Source organism: Mycobacterium sp. 852002-50816_SCH5313054-b (genome assembly GCF_001667185.1).
Taxonomy (GTDB): Bacteria; Actinomycetota; Actinomycetes; order Mycobacteriales; family Mycobacteriaceae; genus Mycobacterium.
Map to the genome: position 1 here is coordinate 36,006 of NZ_LZIC01000104.1, position 19,192 is coordinate 55,197.

Annotated in this window: 19 protein-coding genes and 2 pseudogenes; 6 read left to right on the forward strand and 15 right to left on the reverse strand. The window is 70.3% G+C overall.

Features of this window, described 5'->3' with window-relative positions; genetic code table 11:
* Positions 1-10 precede the first annotated feature (10 nt).
* On the reverse strand, positions 11-1,690 hold the full coding sequence (locus A5787_RS19820) for a PfaD family polyunsaturated fatty acid/polyketide biosynthesis protein (RefSeq protein WP_231994079.1): 1,680 nt from the start codon (positions 1,688-1,690) through the stop codon (positions 11-13).
* 244 nt (positions 1,691-1,934) lie between these two features.
* Here A5787_RS19820 and purU point away from each other — a divergent pair.
* Positions 1,935-2,757: pseudogene (gene purU, locus A5787_RS26940) on the forward strand (formyltetrahydrofolate deformylase); the annotation flags it as partial.
* 31 nt (positions 2,758-2,788) lie between these two features.
* Here the strand turns inward: purU and coaD are convergent.
* The 5 genes from coaD to A5787_RS19850 form a co-directional block, all read right to left on the reverse strand.
* A complete protein-coding gene (gene coaD / locus A5787_RS19830; RefSeq protein WP_066970067.1) occupies positions 2,789-3,271 on the reverse strand; it encodes a pantetheine-phosphate adenylyltransferase in 483 nt (160 codons plus the stop codon).
* A gap of 23 nt (positions 3,272-3,294) precedes the next feature.
* Entirely contained in the window at positions 3,295-3,849 is a 555-nt protein-coding gene (gene rsmD / locus A5787_RS19835; protein ID WP_066970068.1) for a 16S rRNA (guanine(966)-N(2))-methyltransferase RsmD, read from the reverse strand.
* Between the two features lie 4 nt (positions 3,850-3,853).
* Positions 3,854-4,492, reverse strand: a complete 639-nt coding sequence (locus A5787_RS19840; protein WP_066970069.1) for a vitamin K epoxide reductase family protein — start codon at positions 4,490-4,492, stop codon at positions 3,854-3,856.
* Positions 4,492-5,253, reverse strand: a complete 762-nt coding sequence (locus A5787_RS19845; RefSeq protein ID WP_066970071.1) for a DsbA family protein — start codon at positions 5,251-5,253, stop codon at positions 4,492-4,494. The genes A5787_RS19840 and A5787_RS19845 overlap by 1 nt, the downstream gene beginning before the upstream one ends.
* Positions 5,254-5,333: 80 nt before the next feature.
* A complete protein-coding gene (locus A5787_RS19850; protein ID WP_066970072.1) occupies positions 5,334-6,446 on the reverse strand; it encodes an alpha/beta hydrolase in 1,113 nt (370 codons plus the stop codon).
* Between the two features lie 40 nt (positions 6,447-6,486).
* On the opposite strand from A5787_RS19850, the pseudogene A5787_RS28815 reads away from it, so the two are divergent.
* Together A5787_RS28815 and A5787_RS19855 are read left to right on the forward strand one after the other, a co-directional pair.
* Positions 6,487-6,716, forward strand: a pseudogene (locus A5787_RS28815) (hypothetical protein); the annotation flags it as partial.
* Positions 6,717-6,718: 2 nt separating this feature from the next.
* On the forward strand, positions 6,719-7,564 hold the full coding sequence (locus A5787_RS19855) for an aldo/keto reductase (protein ID WP_197507294.1): 846 nt from the start codon (positions 6,719-6,721) through the stop codon (positions 7,562-7,564).
* 10 nt (positions 7,565-7,574) lie between these two features.
* On the opposite strand, the gene A5787_RS19860 is transcribed toward A5787_RS19855, so the two are convergent.
* The 3 genes from A5787_RS19860 to A5787_RS19870 are packed head-to-tail and all read right to left on the reverse strand — an operon-like array spanning position 7,575 to position 12,174.
* Positions 7,575-8,285 (reverse strand): HNH endonuclease family protein, encoded by a 711-nt coding sequence (locus A5787_RS19860; RefSeq protein ID WP_066970076.1) that lies wholly within the window; start codon positions 8,283-8,285, stop codon positions 7,575-7,577.
* Entirely contained in the window at positions 8,282-10,501 is a 2,220-nt protein-coding gene (gene recG, locus A5787_RS19865; RefSeq protein WP_066970083.1) for an ATP-dependent DNA helicase RecG, read from the reverse strand. The genes A5787_RS19860 and recG overlap by 4 nt, the downstream gene beginning before the upstream one ends.
* A 2-nt stretch (positions 10,502-10,503) precedes the next feature.
* The gene (locus tag A5787_RS19870) at positions 10,504-12,174 is read right to left on the reverse strand and encodes a DAK2 domain-containing protein (RefSeq protein ID WP_066970084.1); all 1,671 of its coding nucleotides are present in this window, start codon (positions 12,172-12,174) and stop codon (positions 10,504-10,506) included.
* 286 nt (positions 12,175-12,460) lie between these two features.
* Between A5787_RS19870 and rpmB the strand changes: the two genes are divergently transcribed.
* Positions 12,461-12,655 carry a 50S ribosomal protein L28 gene (rpmB, locus tag A5787_RS19875; protein WP_007171345.1) on the forward strand — a complete coding sequence of 65 codons (195 nt, stop codon included), beginning with the start codon at positions 12,461-12,463 and terminating at the stop codon, positions 12,653-12,655.
* A 20-nt stretch (positions 12,656-12,675) separates the two neighbouring features.
* On the opposite strand, the gene A5787_RS19880 is transcribed toward rpmB, so the two are convergent.
* Genes A5787_RS19880 through A5787_RS19895 form a run of 4 tightly spaced genes read right to left on the reverse strand, consistent with a single transcriptional unit; the run spans position 12,676 to position 15,544 of the window.
* Positions 12,676-13,593 (reverse strand): NADP-dependent oxidoreductase, encoded by a 918-nt coding sequence (locus A5787_RS19880; RefSeq protein ID WP_066970146.1) that lies wholly within the window; start codon positions 13,591-13,593, stop codon positions 12,676-12,678.
* A 5-nt stretch (positions 13,594-13,598) separates the two neighbouring features.
* On the reverse strand, positions 13,599-14,282 hold the full coding sequence (locus A5787_RS19885; RefSeq protein ID WP_066970085.1) for a uracil-DNA glycosylase: 684 nt from the start codon (positions 14,280-14,282) through the stop codon (positions 13,599-13,601).
* On the reverse strand, positions 14,279-14,569 hold the full coding sequence (locus tag A5787_RS19890; RefSeq protein WP_066970086.1) for a DUF1330 domain-containing protein: 291 nt from the start codon (positions 14,567-14,569) through the stop codon (positions 14,279-14,281). The genes A5787_RS19885 and A5787_RS19890 overlap by 4 nt, the downstream gene beginning before the upstream one ends.
* A 9-nt stretch (positions 14,570-14,578) precedes the next feature.
* Entirely contained in the window at positions 14,579-15,544 is a 966-nt protein-coding gene (locus A5787_RS19895) for a thiamine-phosphate kinase (protein WP_066970087.1), read from the reverse strand.
* A 93-nt stretch (positions 15,545-15,637) separates the two neighbouring features.
* Between A5787_RS19895 and A5787_RS19900 the strand changes: the two genes are divergently transcribed.
* Positions 15,638-16,210, forward strand: coding sequence for a DUF3515 domain-containing protein (locus A5787_RS19900; RefSeq protein ID WP_066970089.1), 573 nt, complete (start codon positions 15,638-15,640; stop codon positions 16,208-16,210).
* On the opposite strand, the gene A5787_RS19905 is transcribed toward A5787_RS19900, so the two are convergent.
* Together A5787_RS19905 and A5787_RS19910 are read right to left on the reverse strand one after the other, a co-directional pair.
* Complete coding sequence (locus A5787_RS19905; protein WP_066970090.1) at positions 16,211-17,320, reverse strand: D-alanine--D-alanine ligase family protein; 1,110 nt, start codon at positions 17,318-17,320, stop codon at positions 16,211-16,213. It abuts the gene before it with no gap.
* Between the two features lie 79 nt (positions 17,321-17,399).
* Positions 17,400-18,410, reverse strand: coding sequence for an NAD(P)H-dependent glycerol-3-phosphate dehydrogenase (locus tag A5787_RS19910; protein ID WP_066970091.1), 1,011 nt, complete (start codon positions 18,408-18,410; stop codon positions 17,400-17,402).
* A gap of 90 nt (positions 18,411-18,500) precedes the next feature.
* Between A5787_RS19910 and cofC the strand changes: the two genes are divergently transcribed.
* Complete coding sequence (gene cofC / locus A5787_RS19915) at positions 18,501-19,163, forward strand: 2-phospho-L-lactate guanylyltransferase (RefSeq protein WP_066970096.1); 663 nt, start codon at positions 18,501-18,503, stop codon at positions 19,161-19,163.
* The last annotated feature ends 29 nt before the right edge of the window (positions 19,164-19,192 follow it).

Genomic DNA, 19,192 nt, shown 5'->3' on the forward strand with positions numbered 1-19,192 from the left:
AGTCGGGCGGTCAGGGGGCCGGCGCACCGTCGGGCGCTATCGATAACGGGCGCGGGATATAGCGGAATGCGCTTACCGGAACGGGAACCCCGCAGGTGCGCGCCTGGTGGGCCCGGCTGATCTGGGCGGCCCCTTCCAGCAAATTGAGCGCCACCTGGTCGACGTTGCGGTGCCCGCATTGCTCTAGATAGCTACCCGCCACCCAGCCGTTGAAGGCTCCCATCGACGGGCCACACCAGATCTGGTAGTCCAGCACCCGGTCGGGATCCCCGTCGATCGCCCACCGGCTTGATTTGCCCAGATACCAGCGGAACACCAGCGCCATTTGATACTTCGGGTCCCGGGCCGCGAGTTCGAGCACCGCCGGCTCCCGCTGCTCCCAGTACTGCCGCGTCTCAGCCCAAACCTCGTCGACGGTCTTGCCCAGGATCTTTTCCAGTTCGGCGCGATGTTCGCCCAGGACGGTGGCCAGGTCCGGGTTGCCGGCGTACCAGCCGTAGAGCTTCCTCGCCCGCGGGCCGAACATCGAGCCACGCTTGAGCACCTGGAGATTCACGCCCATCTCGAACATGTCGGACGCCGGGGCCATCATCACGTCCGCAACGGATGCCTTGGCGAGCATTTCGCGTGCCCGCAGCGACAACCCGGACTCGACGCACGACTGGTTGACGGAGCCGGTGACGACGTACGCCGCCCCCATCGCGAACGCGCCGGCTACGGACTGCGGCGTGCTGATGCCGCCGCCCGCGCCCACCCGCACCCGGGCTTTCAGGCCGTGCTGTTGCGCCAGTTCGTCGCGGAGCAGCGCGATTTCCGAGAAAAGCGCGGACAGCGGGCGGTTGTCGGTGTGCCCTCCGCTGTCGGCCTCGACCGTGATGTCTTCTGCCACGGGAACGTGTCGCGACAGCTCGGCTTCCCGCGCGGTGAGCTTGCCGGACGATTCGAGCGCCGAGACCAACGCCGCCGGCGCGGGTTCCATGAACATGCGTGCGACCTCGGGCCGCGAGACCTTCGCCATCACATGGTTCTTGCGAACGATGGCGCCGGCCGGATCGGTCGACAGACCGGACAACGCGTAGTGGACGACCGCGGGGGTCAGTTTCATGAACGCCGACGCCTCGACGACGCGGACGTCGAGAGCGATGAACAGCTCGGCCACCCGCGCCTCGAGCGCGGGCTCGTGGGGCGAGTGGATCAGGTTTGCGCCCCACGCGAGTCCGGTTCTGCCCGCGAGCCTCCCCCGGATGTCGGCCAGTCCCTGTTCCACCCCGGCGTACGAGAGGCCACCGGCGCCGAAGAAGCCCAACATGCCGGCCTCGGCGATCGCCACCACCAGCGCCGGCGTCGCAATGCCGTTTGCCATGGCCCCCGTGACATAAGGAAACCGGGTCCCGTGCGCCTCGCAGAACTCGCGGTCACCCAGCCACTCCGGGTAGATCGGGGGCAACGTCGCCACCAGCGATATCTCGGCGGCGCCGGCGCCCACCAGCTCGCCCCCCATGGCAAGCCCGAGCTGCCCCGTGGCCTCCTCGCGGACGACGTGCACCGGGTGACGAACGTATTGCACGATGCGAGCGATGTCCGGCGGTGCGAATGCCGGCGACGCGGTGGTCGGGCGCCATCCACCCAAGACCGGGGTCACACCGGTCTGGGTGCGATGCTCCACTACGACGGCAGGTCGCTCATTCACCGCCAATTCCCTTCGATCGTCTCGCGCGTATTGCTTCGTCGGCCGAATGCGTTCACCGAGAAAAGCCAGCATGAAGTTTCGCACGGTTGCCCGTGCTGAGCGTCAAAACTCCCGAGTTGTCGGGTCCGCCGCAATTGAGAGGTCGGTCTTGCTCGATTTGAGGCGCGGCGCCCCATGGGCAGTATCCTGGGCCTGCGGCTTTCTCGATCTGACCATCCCGCTACCGGGAGGCGCAGAACCCAAGATGGCGGACTCCGGGACACCAACGCCGGCCGGGGCCGGGGACTATCCGCCGCCGCCCTGCGGTCCACCGCCGCCGGGCGATATCGTCCGGCTGTTGCTGCGCTGCCACGACCGACCGGGGCTGATCGCGGCGGTGAGCAACTTCCTGGCTCAGGCCGGCGCCAACATCATTTCGCTGGACCAGCACTCCACCGCGCCGGAGGACGGAATGTTCTTGCAGCGCGCCATCTTTCACCTACCCGGCCTGACCGCCGCCAGGGACGAGCTGGAGCGCGAATTCGTCCGCACCGTCGCCGACCGATTCAATATCGACTACCGGTTCACCGAGGCGGCCAAGCCCAAGCGAGTCGCGATCATGGCGTCCAAACAGGACCACTGCCTGTTGGACCTGTTGTGGCGCAATCGTCGCGGCGAACTTCAGATGTCGGTTGCCATGGTGATTGCCAACCACCCGGACCTGGCCGACCACGTGCGCCCCTTCGGCGTGCCGTTCGTCCACATCCCCCGCCACCCGCGACACCCGGGCCGAGGCCGAACAGCGCCAGCTTCAATTGCTCAGCGGCAACGTGGATTTGGTGGTGCTTGCCCGCTACATGCAGATACTGAGCCCGACGTTCCTCGACGGGCTCGGCTGCCCGCTGATCAACATCCACCACTCGTTCCTGCCCGCCTTCACCGGCGCGTCGCCGTATCGGCGCGCGCGCGAACGGGGTGTCAAGCTGGTCGGCGCCACCGCCCACTACGTCACCGAGGCGCTCGACGAGGGGCCGATCATCGAACAGGACGTCGTGCGCGTCAACCACACCCACACGGTCGACGACCTGACAACCAAACCGTCGTTTTCTGACCGACGCCTCAGCGGCGAGCCGACAGCTTCTCGTGCAACCGGCGGTTCACCGGTTCGGGCAGCAGCTCCGACACGTTGCCGCCCAGCAGCGCGACCTCCTTGGCCAGCGAGGACGACACGAACGAATAGCGCGGCGTGGTGGCGACGAAAAACGTGTCCACACCGGCGATGTGCTTGTTCATCTGCGCCATCTGCAGCTCGTATTCGAAGTCGGTGCCGGTGCGCAGACCCTTCACGATGGCGGTCATTCCCAGCGACCTGACGAAGTCGACCACCAGGCCCTGGCCGGACTCCACCCGCAGGTTGGCCAGGTGCGTCGTCGACTCCTCGATCATCGCGATCCGCTCGTCGAGCTCGAACATGCCCTTCTTGGCGGGGTTGACCAGGATCGCCACCACCACCTCGTCGAACTGGGCCGAGGCGCGCTCGAAGACGTCGATGTGGCCCAATGTCACCGGGTCAAACGACCCCGGGCAAACCGCGCCGCTCATAGGCGATGACGCTACACGCCTGGCTACGCATGTTCGGCCAGCTCCAGACGGGTGTCGCCGTACACGCGCTCGGGCCACACGGACCAGCCCGCCGGCCAGCTCAGCGACGCGCCGGCGACCGGACGCTCCACGGCCGCAACGGTTCCCTCGCGCACCCAGCCGTGTGTGGTCAGAGCGGCCAGCACGGCGCCCAGCTCCGCGGCGTCGATGTCGTAGGGCGGGTCGGCCAGCACCAGGTCCACCGCGGACGAGGTCCCGGCCGCCAGCACCGTCGCCACCGCGCCCCGGCGCAGGGTCGCGCCGGGCAGTCCCAGGGCCTCGATGTTGCGCGCGATGACGGCCGCGGTGCGCGGGTCGGACTCCACGAACAGCGCCGAGGCGGCCCCGCGCGACAGTGCCTCCAGCCCCAGCGCGCCCGAACCGGCGTACAGGTCCAGCACCGCCAGGCCGGCCAGGTCCCGGCGCGCGGCGACGATGTTGAAGAGCGATTCGCGCACCCGGTCGGTGGTGGGCCTGGTGCCCCGCGGGGGGACGGTGATGCGCCGGCCGCCGGCGGCGCCGCCGATGATCCGGGTCACGCGTTCACAACAGCGTCGACCAGTAGTCCCAGAACCGCACCATGATCAGCAGGAACACCGCGGTGAACCACAGCGCGGCGATCGACCAGCGCCACTGGTAGGCCACCCGCAGCGGACCGGTCTGCAGCGCCGGGCGAAACGCGATCGACGCGACCACCACCAGCAGCGAGATGGTGACCGCCCAGACCACCATGCAGTAGGGGCACAACGCCCCGATGCGGTACAGGCTCTGGAAGATCAGCCAGTGCACGAACGCCGAACCGGCCAGCACACCGACCGTCAGGCCGACCCAATACCATTGCGGCAGAGAAACTTTCGCCACCGCCAAGACGCCGGTGACGACCACCACGGCGAAGCCCACCAGTCCGAGCAGCGGATTGGGGAAGCCCAGCACCGACGCCTGCGGGGTGATCATCACCGAGCCGCACGACAGGACCGGGTTGATGTTGCACGACGGCACGTACGACGGGTTGAGCAGGAGGTCGATTTTCTCCACCGTCAGCGTCATCGACGCGACCAGCCCGATCACGCCGGCGGTCAGCACCCACCACGCGCTGGGCGCGGGCACGCTCGGGCGGTGCGGCGCATCCGGTGTCTCGCCGCCGGCGTCCTCGGCGGGTTGCGCCGACACCGGGGTCGTCATCAGGCCGCGGGAGAGACGGCGGTATCTATGCCCGGCACGTCGCCCACGATCGACTTGATCTTGCTGACCAGCGCATCCGGCGTCGACGGTTCGTAATCCTGGCCGTTGATCTTGATGGTCGGCGTCGCGTTGATGTTCGCTTTCGCGGCCTCCCCGGCCACCCTGGACACGTACTTGCCGCTGTTGATGCAGTCGGGAACCTTGCCGACGACGCCGTCGACGCGGGCGATCTCGATCAGCCGCGCGTTGTCGGGGAAGCTGGTGCCGCGTTCGTCGGGCTGGATGGCGGCGCTGAACAGCGCGCTGTGGAAACGGCGGAACGCGTCGATGGATTCGTCGGCGACGCAGAGGGCCGCCGCGCCGGCCCGAGACGAATAGTTCTGGTTCTTCTGGCTGTCGAGGATCGCCACCATGGAGTAATCGGCCGCGACGGCGCCGATGTCGATGAGCTTGGAAACCGTCGGCCCGAAAGTGCGCTCGAAGTTACCGCAGGCCGGGCAGAGGAAATCCTCGTAGAACGTCACGACGGCTTTGGGATTGCTGGTGCCCGGCTGGTTGACCACCTTGCTCGACGTCACCCGCACCGTGTCGCCCTCTCCGGTGGCGCCGCCCTTCTTGTGGTGTGACGTCACGATGTAGAAGACGAGCGCGACCGCGAAAATCACGATGAAGGCGGTGCCGCCGATCTGGACGAGTCGGCCGGATTTGCCGGTGGCGGACTTCACATCGAATTGCGGGGGACGCTTGGGTTTGTCGGCCACAGGTTCGCTGATCCTTCGGTGCTGGCCCGTCCGGCCCTCGGACGGAGGCGCCTCTAGAGTACCGGCGTTTGCCCGACGGCTCAGGCGCGGCTCAGGTGGGCACGCAGGGCCGAGACCAGCTCGCTCGTCCCCACGGCGCTGTCGCCGCCCAGCTGAAACAGGTTCGCGAAGCCGTGGGTCAGCGAGCCCATGTAGCGCAGGTCCACCGGGGTACCGGCGGCCTGCAGCGCCGCCGCGTAGGCCTCGCCCTCGTCGCGCAGCGGGTCGAAGCCCCCGACCGCGATCAACGCGGGCGCCAGCCCCGCCAGCGACTCGGCGTGCAGCGGCGACACCCGCGGATCCGTCGGGTCGAACGCCTTCAGGTACTGGGCGGTGAACCAGTCCATGTCCCGCCTGGTCAGCAAGAAGCCGCGGGCGAACAGGCTCATCGACCGGGTTTGGGCGGTGAAGTCGGTCCGCGGGTAGAGCAGCCACTGCAGCACCGGGGCGGGACCCCCCTCGTCGCGCGCCGCCTGGGCGACCACCGCGGCCAGATTCCCGCCGGCGCTGTCGCCGCCGACCGCGACCCGCCCGGGGGTCGCGCCGAGCTCACCGGCGTGGTCGTGCGCCCACCTGAAGGCCGCAATGGCGTCCTCGACGGCGGCCGGGGCGGGGTGCTCGGGGGCCAGCCGGTAGTCGATCGACAACACGTGGATGCCGGCGTCGCGGCACGTCAGCCTGCACAGGGTGTCGTGGGTGTCCAGATCGCCGATCACCCAGCCACCGCCGTGGTAGAAGACCAGCAGGGGCGCCGCGGCACCGCCGGCCGGACGATAGTGCCGCGCGCGGATCTCGCCGGCCGGTCCGGGCAGCGAGAGGTCCTCCACCTCGACGTGAATCTGCGGCCCGGGCAATCCCACGAGCGTCTCCCGCATCTGGGCGCGGGACGCGGCCGGTTCGTCGTCGACGACGAGGCCGTCGATGCCGACGGCGCGCAGCCCCGACAGCATCAGCTGAAGCGTGGGATCGAGCGTATTGCCGTCGATGATGACCGAGCGGCCGTGGAACAGCACCCGCTTGGCGGCGGTCGGTATCCACGGAATGACCTTGACACCGGCGGTGGTGATGGCGCCCTGGACGCGACTGAGCCAGCTCATTGGTGCGCGTTTGGCGCCGAGATCGAGGTCCGGCGTCCCCGGCAGGCTTCTGGTCATGGCTGCTCCTGCTCCCCCTGCAAATTCATCGACACGCTGAGCGACGGAAAGTGAATACCCACTCTGGCGTGCCGCGCGACCAACTCTACGTCGTCACCCAATCGCGCCCGAGCAGGTATTGATTAGGTGCATATCCGGCTGGGTAATATCGTGGTCCCCAAGTCGGTGAACCCCAAACGGATTGCGAGCAACTTCGACGTGTTCGATCCCGGATCAAGCACCGACCGGGTCGGAGATCTACGAACCTTCAATTCACAGGTAGGTGAATGACATTGGCTGGCGAGTCGGGCTCCGCCATACCGTCGATAGCTCTTAACGACGAAAACACCATGCCGGTGCTCGGCCTGGGGGTCGCAGACCTATCGGAGGACGAAGCCGAGCGCGCCGTCGCGGCCGCGCTTCAGATCGGGTGCCGGCTCATCGACACCGCCGCCGCCTACGGCAACGAGGCAGGTGTCGGCCGCGCGATCGCGGCTTCGGGCATCCCGCGCGCGGAGCTGTTCGTCACCACCAAGCTCGCCACGGCGGACCACGGATTCAGCAAGGCCCCGGTGGCCTGCAGCGCCAGCCTGGAGCGACTCGGCCTCGACTACGTCGACCTCTACCTCATTCATTGGCCGGCGCCGGCGCAGGGCACATACGTCGACGCATTCGGCGGCATGATCCAGTCCCGCGGGGAAGGCCATGCCCGCTCGATCGGGGTGTCCAACTTCACCGAGGATCACCTCTCGACGGTCATCGACCTGACGTTCGTCACCCCCGCGGTCAACCAGGTCGAGCTGCACCCGCTGCTCAACCAGGCCGATCTGCGCAAAGCGAATGCGCAGCACAACGTCGTCACGCAGTCCTACACCCCGCTGGTTCTCGGCAAGCTGATGGACAACCCGACGCTGAACTCGGTCGCCGCCGAATACGGCAAGACGCCCGCGCAAGTTCTGCTGCGGTGGAACGTGCAATTGGGCAATTCGGTGATCTTCCGCTCGAGCAAAGCCGAGCACATCGCCACCAACGTGGACATCTTCGATTTCGAATTGGCCGGCGAGCACATGGACGCGATCAACGGCCTCAACGACGGCACCCGGCTGCGCCCGGATCCGAACACGTACGAAGGCCCGTAATCCGTTCCGCTCACCCCGCCGGGCAGGTGGCCGCCGCCTGCCGCAGCACGCCCGCGGAGGCCTGGTCCACCGGTAACTGGTAACCGCGCAGCACGGTGATGAACTGCATGGCGTACTGACAGGCGAACGCGGTGTTCGGCGGCATCCAGAGGGCCGGCGGCGAGTCGCCCTTGTCCTGGTTGGCCTGGCCTTCCACGGCCAGCAGGTTGGCCGGGTCGTTGGCGAAGCGCAGGCGCTCCGGCGGCGGCCAGTCGTAGGCCCCCATGTCCCAGGCGTAGGCCAGCGGGACGATGTGGTCGATCTGCACCGCCTCGCCGACCTTGGCGCCGCGCGCAAACGCGATCGTGGTGTTGGTGTACGGGTCGTGCAGGGTGCCGGTGGCCACCGCGTCCGGGCAGCGCTTGATCGACACGTACGACTTGTCGACGAGATCGCGGTTGAGGATGTCGTCGCGGGTGTCACACCCGTTGTGCCCCAGCGGTGCGTCGTTGTTGTCGTCCCAGGCGTCGCCGAACGCCGGGCGCCGGTAGTCGTAGCGGTGGGCCCGCTCGGGAAGCACCGCGACACCGGCGAGCACGTCGGTGCCGGGTTGCACCGTGGGCACGTCGGCGCGAGCGGCCACTTCGGCGCGCTTGGCGGCGTCGGATCCCAGCGTCTGATAGGCCACCAGCACCGCCAACACCGCGATCGCCGACAACCACAGCAGCAGCTTGCGATTCATGACTTGTCCAGGTAGTCGATTCGGTCGGTGTCGGTGAAACGCGCGGCCAGCAAAGCCAATTCGGGGTTCGACGGGTCCCGCTCGTACGCCTGGACGGCGAAGTCGCGGGCGGCCTCGATGTACGCTCCATGGTCGGCCAGCGACAGCAACCGCAGGGTGACAGCCCTGCCGGATTGGTTGCGGCCCAGCACATCTCCCTCGCGGCGCTCCTTGAGGTCGAGGTCGGCGAGGGCGAACCCGTCCAGCGTCTCGGCGACGGCGCGCAGCCGCCGGCCGGCCTGCGCGTCCGGTGGGACCCAGGTGGCCAGCAGGCACAGGCTCGGATGCTCACCCCGGCCGATGCGCCCACGCAGCTGATGTAGCTGGCTGATGCCGAACCGGTCGGCGTCCATCACCAGCATGACCGTGGCATTGGGGACGTCCACTCCGACCTCGATCACCGTGGTGCACACCAGCACATCGACCTCACCCGCGCGAAACGCCGCCATCGCGGCGTCCTTCTCGTCGGCCGACAACCGCCCGTGCATCAGCGCCAGCCGCAGGTCCGCCAGCTCACCGGAGCGCAATCGGTCGAAGAGTCCCACCGCGGTCGCCGAAGGCCGGCGGCCCTCCTCGCTTTTTTCGGTGTCGTCGGTCTCGTCGATCCGGGGCGCCACCACGTACGCCTGGCGGCCCGCGGAGACCTCCTCGATGATGCGGTGCCAGGCACGATCGAGCCAGGTGGGTTTGTCGCCCACGAAGATGACGTTGGTGGCGATCGGCCGGCGCCCGCGCGGAAGTTCGCGCAGCGTCGAGGTCTCCAGGTCGCCGTACACCGTGAGCGCGACGGTGCGCGGTATCGGCGTGGCCGTCATCACCAGCAGGTGCGGCGTGATGCCGGCACGAGCCTTGGCGCGCAATTGATCTCGCTGTTCGACACCGAACCGGTGCTGTTCGTCGACCACCACCATGCCAAGGTTGTGGAAGTCCACCGCGTCCTGCAGCAGCGCGTGGGTGCCGACGACGATGCCGGCCTGACCGCCGGCGACCTCGTCGCGGACGTGCTTCTTGTGCGCGGCCGTCATCGAGCCGGTGAGCAGCGCTACCCGCGTCGCGTTGTCCGCGCCGCCCAGCTGGCCCGCCATCGCCAACTCGCCGAGGACGCCGTGGATCGACCGGAGATGTTGCGCGGCAAGCACTTCCGTTGGCGCGAGCAGCGCGCACTGGTAGCCGGCGTCGACCATCTGCAGCATCGCCAGCACCGCGACGATCGTCTTGCCGGAGCCGACCTCACCCTGCAGCAGGCGGTTCATCGGGCGGGTCGCCGCCAGCCCGTCGGAAAGCACGTCGAGCACCTCGCGCTGTCCCGCCGTCAGCTCGAAGGGCAATCGCCGCAACAATTCCGCCGCCAGACCGTCGTCCCGCCGGGGTGCCGGGGGTCCGGATTCCGACAGCTCGCCGTGCCGGCGGGCAACCAGCGCCCACTGCAAACCGACGGCCTCGTCGAACGTCAATCGGTCACGGGCCCTTCGCCGTTCGCGCTCGTCCTCGGAGAGATGAATCGCGCGCAGCGCCTCGTCCTCGCCGATCAGGCCGAGCCGCTCACGCAGCGGTGCGGGCAGCGGATCGGGCACCGGGTCGAGGACGTCGAGCACTTGGCGCACGGTGGCGAAGATGTTCCAGCTCTGCAGCTTGGCGCTGGCCGGATAGATCGGGAAGAAGTGATGTTGGAAGGCGTCCGCGAGCTCCTCGCCGGTGGTGGCATCTGAGACGTCGGCGATGCTCTTGAGCGACGCGGTGCCGCGGTTCTTCCCGTCCGGCGACTCAACGATGAGGAAGGCGGGGTGCGTCAGCTGCATCTCGTTCCTGAAGAACCCGACCTCCCCGGAGAGCATCACCTTGGTGCCCTTGGTGAGGTCCTTCATGATGTAGTTCGCGTTGAAGAACGTGGCGGTCACGGCACCGCGGCCGGAGCCCAGTGTGATGCGGTGACACATCTTCCTCGGGTTCTTCTTCATCGGAAACGACTTGGTGGCGGCAATCGTGTCGACGAGGGTGATGTGCTCGCCGGCCGGCGGCCGCTCCTCGTCGGTGCCCCAGCGGCTCGCCCCCTCGGTGTAGCTGCGCGGGTAGTGGCGCAGCAGGTCGTCGACCGTATGGATGCCGAAGAATTCGTCCAGGAGCGGCACGACTTTGCCGCCTACCACGTAGTCCAGCCGGTCGGACAGCGATGCCACGGCTACTCGACCCCGATCAGCAGAACGTCGCCCCGGTGGCCGGTGCGGTAGGTCATCAGCTCGGTGCCCGGGTGGTGGTCGTGCACGTGGTCCTGCAGGGTGGCGCCCACGGCGGTGGCCTCGGCCTCGTCGGCGATGCCCGCGCCGATCAACACGGTCACCAGGTCGCCCCCGGAGGCCAGCAGCAGATCGAGCAGGCCGATCGCCGCGCCGGCCGCATCGGCGGCCACGATGAGCACCTCGTCGCCGGCGATGCCCAGGCCGTCACCCGGCTGGCAGCGGCCGGCCCACGTCAGCGCGCTCCCGGTCGCGATGCGCACCGATCCGTGCCGGGACGCGCCGGCCGCGCGGGCCATGGTGAAGCCGTCGTCGACCGCCTGCCTTTCCGCCTCGTGCACGGCCAGGGCGGCCAGCCCCTGCACCATCGACCCGGTCGGGATCGGCACCACGTCGATCCCCCACCCGATGGCCGCGGTGCACCCGGCCACCAGCTCCTCGGCGGCCACATACCCGTTGGGCAGCACCATCACCTGCGCGGCGCCGGTGTCGACGACGGCCCGCACCAGCTGGTGCGCGCTGATGTTCGCGTCCGGGTCGGGCTGCAGCACGCAGGCGCCCTCGGCGGAGAACAACTCGGCGGCGCCGGCGCCGTCGACGACGGCCACCACGGCCCGTTCGCGGGTCCAGCCGCCCGCCGGCAGCCCGGCGGCTCCGGAGCTCAGGGCCGAGATGACGATCCGGCTGAGCCGCCCCACCGCCAGGCCCGCTTCGACGGCGGCCCCGGCGTCGTCGGTGTGCACGTGCACGGAGTAGCTGTCGATCCGGGCGGATTCCTCCGCGGCGGCCTGCGCCAGCGCCACCGATTCCCCGAGCTCCTCGAGCCGACTGCGCAGCAGGTCGGCGGCCGCGGTGCCGCAGCCGTCCAGCCGGTACATCACCTCGAACTGCGGCCCCGGGCGTTCGGCGGGGGCTTCGGGTTCCGTGGCGCGCGGCGACGGCTCGTAGACCGTGCGCGGGGGCGCCTGCCCGCCGATGGTGCAGCGCAGCGCGTCCAGCAGGACGAGCAGGCCGCGGCCGCCGGCGTCCACCGCGCCGGCGTCGGCCAGGACGTCGAGCTGCTCTGGGGTCTTTTCCAGCGCGACGACGGCTGCGTCGCCGGCGGCCGTGATCGCGTGGGGCAGCCCCTCGTCGGCGCATTTCTCGACGGCGTCGGCGGCGGCCCGCAGCACCGAGACGATGGTCCCGGGCACCTCGTCGCCGCCCATCGACGCGATGACCAGCTCGACGCCGCGCTGCAGCCCGGCCCCGAGGACCGCCGCGTTCATGTGGCGCAGCTCACCGCCGGCATCCGCCGCCGCGGCCGCGGTGACATCGGCGATCCCGCGCAGGATCTGCGACAAGATCACCCCGGAATTGCCGCGGGCGCCGTTCAGCGCACCGGAGGACAGGGCCGCCGCCACCCGGGCGACGCAGCCCTCGGCAGCGGCTCCCGCGTTCGCCTCCGCCAACGCGGAACGCATGGTGAACAGCATGTTGGCGCCGGTGTCGGAATCGGCGACCGGAAAGACGTTGAGCCGGTTGATTTCGTCGATGTGGGTGATCAAATCGCTGACGGCGGTGTGGGCCCAGTCCCGCAGGGTCGCGGCGTCCAGCAGCGCCTCTGACGTGCCCAAGCGACCCACCTCCCTCGGAGCCTCCCAGCGCCGGCACCCGGTGGGCGCCAGCGTAGCCCGGCGACGACGCGCGCGGCGGCCGGCCACGGCGGCGCACCCGCTGCCTGAGTGCACCGGCGCATTGAGCCTAGCCAGAGCGGGCGACAGTGCCGGGCGACGCCGCCGGGCGGGTGTTGATCGTTTTGGTGGTTGCCCATGTCGGTCGGTATCCTGGGCTGGCCCGGGTCATTCCGGGCTGTCCTGGCCACCTGCCGGACCCCCGAAGAACCTTTGAGGAGCTTGAACCATGGCCGCTGTGTGCGATATCTGCGGGAAAGGCCCCGGCTTCGGCAAGTCGGTGTCGCACTCCCACCGCCGCACCAGCCGCCGGTGGGACCCCAACGTCCAGACCGTGCACGTCGTGACCCGTCCCGGCGGCAACAGGCAGCGGCTGAACGTCTGCACGTCCTGCATCAAGGCCGGCAAGGTCGTCCGCGGCTAGCGATTCGCGCCTGTCGCTCGTCAGTCCCGCACCACGATGACGGTCTTGCCAGGCCGCCGGCCGGGCTGCCGACCGCTTTCGAACGCCTCCCGTCCCCGGTCGAGCGGAAACGTCCGCGCGATTTCCACCCGCAATCGCCCCTGGTCGACGCGCGCCGCGAGCTCGGCGAGCTGATCCCGATCGGGCCTGACGATAAAGAAGGTGGCCGTCACGCCGCATTCGTCGGCCTTACCCACCGGCGGTGGCGCGGACAGGGTGATCAGCCGTCCCCCCGGGTGCAGCACGCCGAACGACCGGTCCAGCGTCTCACCGCCGACCGTGTCGACGACGACGTCGTAGGCGGGGCCGTCCGCGTCGAACGCCTCGGCGCGCACGTCGATCACCCGCTGCGCGCCGAAGCGCCCCACCAGCTCGCGCGCGTCGCTGCGCACCGTGGCGGTGACCCGCGCGCCGAGCATCGCGGCCAGCTGGACCGTCAGGGCGCCGACCCCGCCCGCCCCGCCGAGTACCAGCACCGCCTCACCGGGACGGACCGCGGCGTGGTCGACCAGCGCCTGCCACGCGGTGAGCCCGGCCAGCGGGAGCGCGGCGGCGACAACGTGCGACGCCGTCGACGGCTTGGCGGCCAGGTCGGCCGCCGGGACCGCGACGAATTCGGCCGCGGCGCCGTCGCGGTCGAAATCGATCAGCCCATAGACCTCGTCGCCGGGTTCCAAACCGGTTACGCCCGGCCCGATTTCAGCGACCACGCCGGACGCCTCGTGGGACGGGATCACCGGCGTTCTGGCCCAGGTCTCGTCCCACGTCAGCTCGTCGAAGGTGATGGCCGCCGCGTGTACCTCGATCAGGACCTCACCGGGCGCGGGGACCGGGACGGGCGCGCGCTCGACGACCAGCACCTCGGGGCCGCCCCGGCGGTGCGCGCGCAGGGCCGTCATCTCGGTCATGGCAGCTTCCAATCGATCGGATCGGCGCCGAGCCCGGCGAGCAGCTCGTTGGCGCGGCTGAACGGGCGCGAGCCGAAGAACCCGCGGGAGGCCGATAGCGGTGACGGATGCGGCGATTCGATGGCCACGCAATTACCCTCGGCCAGAACCGGTTTGAGCGTTGAGGCGTCGCGGCCCCACAGGATGGCCACCATCGGCCGCGACCGGGCCGCCAGCGCGCGAATCGCGCACTCCGTCACCGCTTCCCAGCCCTTGCCCCGGTGCGACGCCGGATTGTTGGGGCGCACGGTGAGCACCCTGTTCAGCAACAGCACCCCGCGCTGGGCCCACGGCGTCAGGTCGCCGCACGAGGGCGGGGGATGACCGAGGTCGGCGCAATACTCGTCGAAGATGTTGGCCAGGCTGCGCGGCAGCGGACGCACCTCGGGCGCCACCGAGAAGCTCAGGCCCACGGCGTGCCCGGGCGTCGGGTACGGGTCCTGCCCGACGATCAGCACCCTGACGTTGTCGAAGGGATAGGTGAAGGCGCGCAACACGTTTGGCCCCGCCGGGAGGTACCCGCGCCCGGCCGCGACTTCGGCCCGCAGGAACTGCCCCATCAGGGCGACCTGCTCGGTCACCGGCGACAGCGCCGTCGCCCAGCCCGGCTCGACGAGCTCGCCCAGCGGGCGCGCGGTCACTGCAGCCCTTTGACGAGCAGCACCACCGTGTCGGCGCCCGCGCGCCGGTCCTTCGCGATGTCCTCGTATTCCGGCGATTGCACAAAGGCGCGGAACGCCGCCTCGTCGGGAAACGACATCAACACGAGCTTCTCCCGGTCCCACTGCCCCTCGACGACCTTCGGTGCTTCGTCGGCGGCCAGCAGCGTTCCGGGGTGACGGCGGAAGACCTCCATGAATCTCGCCTGGTACCGGTCGTAGGCTGCCCGGTCGGTGAATCTCAGCTGAGCGATCGCGTAGACGGTCACCGCGTCACACTAATACGACTGCCACCCCGCGTAGCCGCTCCACTCGGCTCCGTCGACGAGCACCCGGGCCGGCCCGTCGAGCACCGCGCCGATGACGCGCCACCCCGCCGGCGCGGGACCGGCGAAACAGGCCGCCAGGGCGTGGTCCTCGCCGCCCCCCAGCACCCAGGCCAGCGGGTCGGCTCCGACGGCGGCCGCGGCCTCCGCCACCGCGTCACGGTCCGCGGCCAGCGCCGCGGTGGACACATCGATGGCCACGCTTGACGCCTCGGCGACGTGCCGCAGGTCGGCGACCAGGCCGTCGGAGACGTCGATCATCGCCTGCGCCCCCGCCTTCGCGGCCGCCGCTCCCTGCCCGTAGGGCGGCTGCGGCACCAGGTGACGGCGCCGCAGTTCGTCGAACCCACCGATGCCCTTGTCCCACAACGCGTATCCGGCGGCGGAGCGGCCCAGTTCACCCGTGACGGCGAGCACCGACCCGGCGTTGGCCCCCGACCGCAGCACCGGCGCGCGACCGTCGAGGCCACCCAGCACCGTCACCGACAACACCCACTGCGGGCCGCTGACCAGGTCGCCGCCGGCGATGCCGGCGCCGATCCGCACCGCCTCGTCCCACATCCCGTCGACCAGCGCGTCCACCCGCGCGGCCGGCGTGTCAGCGGGTGCCGCGAAACCGGCCACGAAGGCCGTCGGCCGCCCGCCCATCGCCTCGATGTCGGCGGCGTTCTGGGCGATCGCCTTGCGGCCGACGTCGTGCGGTGTCGACCAGTCCAGCCGAAAGTGCCGGTCCTGCACCAGCACATCGGTCGAGACCAGGGTGCGGCCGTCGCCCGCGGCCACCAGCGCGGCGTCATCGCCGGGGCCCAGCAGCACCGCGCCGGGTTGTCGGCGGCCGCGCACCAACCGATCGATGACGGCGAACTCGCCGATCTGGTGCAGCGTGGGGAACTCCCCCGATGTGTCGTCGTCGCGCACGCCACCTCCTCCGGCGCCTCGCGGCCGGTAAGTTGGATTCCTGCCCGTGCGAGCGGACCGCGCCAGTCTACGAGATCAGGAGGTGCGCGGGCGGTGGAGACCGATCCCGATGCCGTCGCAGCCGCCGATGCAGGGCCGCCGCGCGCGGTACTCATCGCCGCGGTCACGCTGGCCGTCGTGGCGATCGGCGTGATCCTGGCCGTCGCGGCGACCCGGCAGGCACCTCCGCCGCCGGTTGCCGTCGCCGCCGCCCCGGCGCCGCACGCGTCCGACGCCGCGTGCCGGTCGCTGGCCGGCGCGCTGCCGCAGCGGCTCGGGGACTATCAACGCGCCACGCTGGCGCAGCCGGCCCCCGAGGGCGCGGCGGCCTGGCGCGCCGGGTCCGGTGGCGAGCCGGTGGTGTTGCGCTGCGGGCTGGACCGCCCGGCCGAGTTCGTGGTGGGATCGCCGATCCAGATCGTCGATCGGGTGCAGTGGTTCGAGGTTTCGGCCGATCGGCAATCCGCCGGCGACGCCGGCAGGTCCACCTGGTACGCGGTCGACCGGCCCGTGTACGTGGCCCTCACGCTGCCCGCGGGATCGGGGCCCACGCCCATCCAGCAGCTCTCCGACGTGATCGACCACACCATGCCGGCCGTACCGATCAACCCCGCGGCCGCCAGCTAGTCAACGGAGCCCTACGCCGCGAGCCAACGCCGTCTGCACCATGGTCGCCAGCAGGGTGGGATAGTCGACGCCGCTGGCCGCCCACATCCTCGGGTACATCGAGATGGTGGTGAACCCCGGCATCGTGTTGATCTCGTTGATGACGGGGCCGTCTTCGGTCAGGAAGAAGTCGACCCGGGCCAGCCCCTGGCAGTCGATGGCCTTGAACGCCCGGATCGCCAACTGGCGCACCGCATCCGCGACGTCGTCGTCGACCTTCGCGGGCACGTCCAGTTCGGCCGCGTCGTCGAGGTATTTCGTCGCGAAGTCGTAGAAGGAGTCCTCGCGCCCCCGCACCCCGACCACCCGGATCTCGCCCAGCGTGCTGGCTTCCACTGTGCCGTCCGGCATTTCGAGCACGCCGCACTCCAGCTCGCGACCGTTGATCGCCGCCTCGACGATCACCTTCGGATCGTGCCGTCGCGCATTGGCCACCGCCGCGGCCAGTTCGTCCCAGCTCGAGACCCGGCTGACCCCGATCGACGAACCGCCCCGCGCGGGTTTGACGAACACCGGCAAACCCAGCCGCTCGCGCTCCTCGAGATCCAGCTCCGGCCGCGAGGGGCGCAGCACCGCGTGCCGACCGACCGGAAGTCCCTCGGCGACAAGGAGCTTCTTGGTGAATTCCTTGTCCATGCCCGCGGCGCTGGCCAGCACCCCGGCACCGACGTAGGGCACCCCGGCGAGTTCGAGCAGCCCCTGGATGGTGCCGTCCTCGCCGTAGGGCCCGTGCAGCACCGGGAACACCACATCGACCGACGCCAGGACATCACCCGCCCCGGGCTGAAGCGACACCAGCTGACCGCTGCGCCGCGGGTCGGCCGGCAGGGCCAGCTCGGTGCCCGATTCGGCGGTCACCTCGGGCAGCTGCCGGTTGCTGATCGCCAACGCGTCCGGGTCCCCGTCGGTGAGCACCCACGAGCCCTCCGGGGTGATGCCGACCGCGACCACCTCGAAGCGCTGCGGGTCGAGATTGCGCAGGATGCTGCCCGCCGACACGCAGGAGATGGCGTGCTCGTTGCTGCGTCCGCCGAAGACGACGGCGACGCGCACGCGCTCGCTGGGACTCACAACCTTCAGAGGCTACCGGTTGTGGCGTCCCCGGGTCGGATGCCGGACCGCTAGCTGGGGTTTGTCCGGCCCGGGCGCCTCATTCGGGCTTGGTGCTGCGACCCAGCAGCAGCGCCATCGCCTCGTCCACCGACAACCCCTTGTGACACACCCGGTGCACGGCGTCGGTGAGCGGCATTTCGACGTCGTAGCTGGACGCCAGCGCGAGGACCGCCTCGCAGGACGTCACCCCCTCGACGACGTGCCCGTGTCCCGCCTGCGTGGCCGACTCCATGGTCCCGCCGCGGCCCAGCCGTTCGCCGAAGGACCGGTTGCGCGAATGCGGCGAGGTGCACGTGGCGACCAGGTCACCCACGCCCGCCAGCCCCGCCAGCGTCGCGCCCTTGGCGCCGAGGGCGATCCCGAGCCGCATGATCTCCGCCAATCCCCGGGTGATGATCGCGGCCGCGGTGTTTTCGCCGAGCCCGACGCCGGCCGCCATCCCGCACGCGAGCGCGATGACGTTCTTGCAGGCCCCGCCGATCTCGGTGCCGACCACATCGCTGTTGGTATAGGGACGGAAATACCCGCTGTTGAGCATGCGCTGCACCGCGACCGCCCGGCCGGAGTCGCTGCACGCCACGACCGTCGCGGTGGGCTGGCATTCGGCGATCTCGCTGGCCAGGTTCGGGCCCGAGATGACCGCGACCTGCGCCGGGTCCACCCCGGTCACCGAGATGATCACCTGGCTCATGCGCATCAGCGTGCCCAGCTCGATGCCCTTGGCGAGGCTGACCAGGGTCGCGCCGTCGGCCACCAGCGGCGCCCACCGCTCGAGGTTGCCGCGCATCGTCTGCGCCGGGACTCCGAGCAGCACCGTCGTCGCGCCGGCCAGCGCATCACCGGCGTCCGCGGTGGCGCGGACGCCCTGCGGCAACGGGGTGCCGGGCAGATAGTCGGGGTTGTACCGGGTGGCATTGATTTCGTCGGCGACGTCGGATCGCCGGGCCCACAGCACAACCTCCTCGCCGGCGTCGGCCAGCACCTTGGCCAGCGCCGTGCCCCAGGCGCCGGCGCCCATCACCGCAATGGCGCCCACTGAACCGGCCATCTGCCATCCCCGTCTGTCTGCGTCGTCCTGTCGGTGTCGTCACGCTACCGTGGCGCCCGGCCGCCGCGGTCGCGCTGGCAGGATGGCCCCATGAGCGGCACACGGTCCGACGGGGCGGGCGACGGCGCCGGTGACGTGGCGTTGATCATCGCCGTCAAACGGTTGGCCGCCGCAAAGACCCGGCTGGCACCGGTGTTCTCGGCGCGGACCCGGGAGCGGGTGGTGCTGGCCATGCTGATCGACACGCTGACCGCCGCGTCCGGCGTTGCCGCGCTGGGCTCGATCACCGTCATCACGCCCGACGAGGCCGCGGCGGCGGCCGCCGCCGGGCTGGGCGCCGGCGTGCTCGCCGATCCGACGCCCGACGGCAACAGCGACCCGCTCAACAGCGCGATCGCCACCGCGGAACGCGCGGTATCCGAATCCTTCACCAATATCGTTGTGCTGCAAGGTGATTTGCCGGCATTGCAGACCCAGGAGCTGGCCGAGGCGATTGCCGCCGGGCGCCAGCACCGGCGCAGTTTCGTCGCCGACCGGTTGGCGACGGGAACCGCCGCGCTGTGCGCGTTCGGGGCCCCGCTGGATCCGCATTTCGGGCCGGATTCGTGCGCGCGGCACCGCCGTTCGGGTGCGATCGAGCTGACGGGCGCATGGCCGGGCCTGCGCTGCGACGTCGACACCCCCGCCGACCTCACGGCCGCCCGCCGCCTCGGGGTCGGGTCCGCGACGGCCCGGGCCGTCGCGCAGCACTAAACCTGTACGAGCGATGAACTGCGCGCCAA

Coding starts and splice junctions, on each gene's coding strand:
- coaD (WP_066970067.1), bottom strand. CDS start 3,271: ATGAGCGGCGCGGTTTGCCCGGGGTCGTTTGACCCGGTGACATTGGGC.
- A5787_RS19840 (WP_066970069.1), bottom strand. CDS start 4,492: ATGACGACCCCGGTGTCGGCGCAACCCGCCGAGGACGCCGGCGGCGAG.
- A5787_RS19850 (WP_066970072.1), bottom strand. CDS start 6,446: ATGACCAGAAGCCTGCCGGGGACGCCGGACCTCGATCTCGGCGCCAAA.
- A5787_RS19860 (WP_066970076.1), bottom strand. CDS start 8,285: ATGAATCGCAAGCTGCTGCTGTGGTTGTCGGCGATCGCGGTGTTGGCG.
- rpmB (WP_007171345.1), top strand. CDS start 12,461: ATGGCCGCTGTGTGCGATATCTGCGGGAAAGGCCCCGGCTTCGGCAAG.
- A5787_RS19880 (WP_066970146.1), bottom strand. CDS start 13,593: ATGACGGCCCTGCGCGCGCACCGCCGGGGCGGCCCCGAGGTGCTGGTC.
- A5787_RS19910 (WP_066970091.1), bottom strand. CDS start 18,410: ATGGCCGGTTCAGTGGGCGCCATTGCGGTGATGGGCGCCGGCGCCTGG.
- cofC (WP_066970096.1), top strand. CDS start 18,501: ATGAGCGGCACACGGTCCGACGGGGCGGGCGACGGCGCCGGTGACGTG.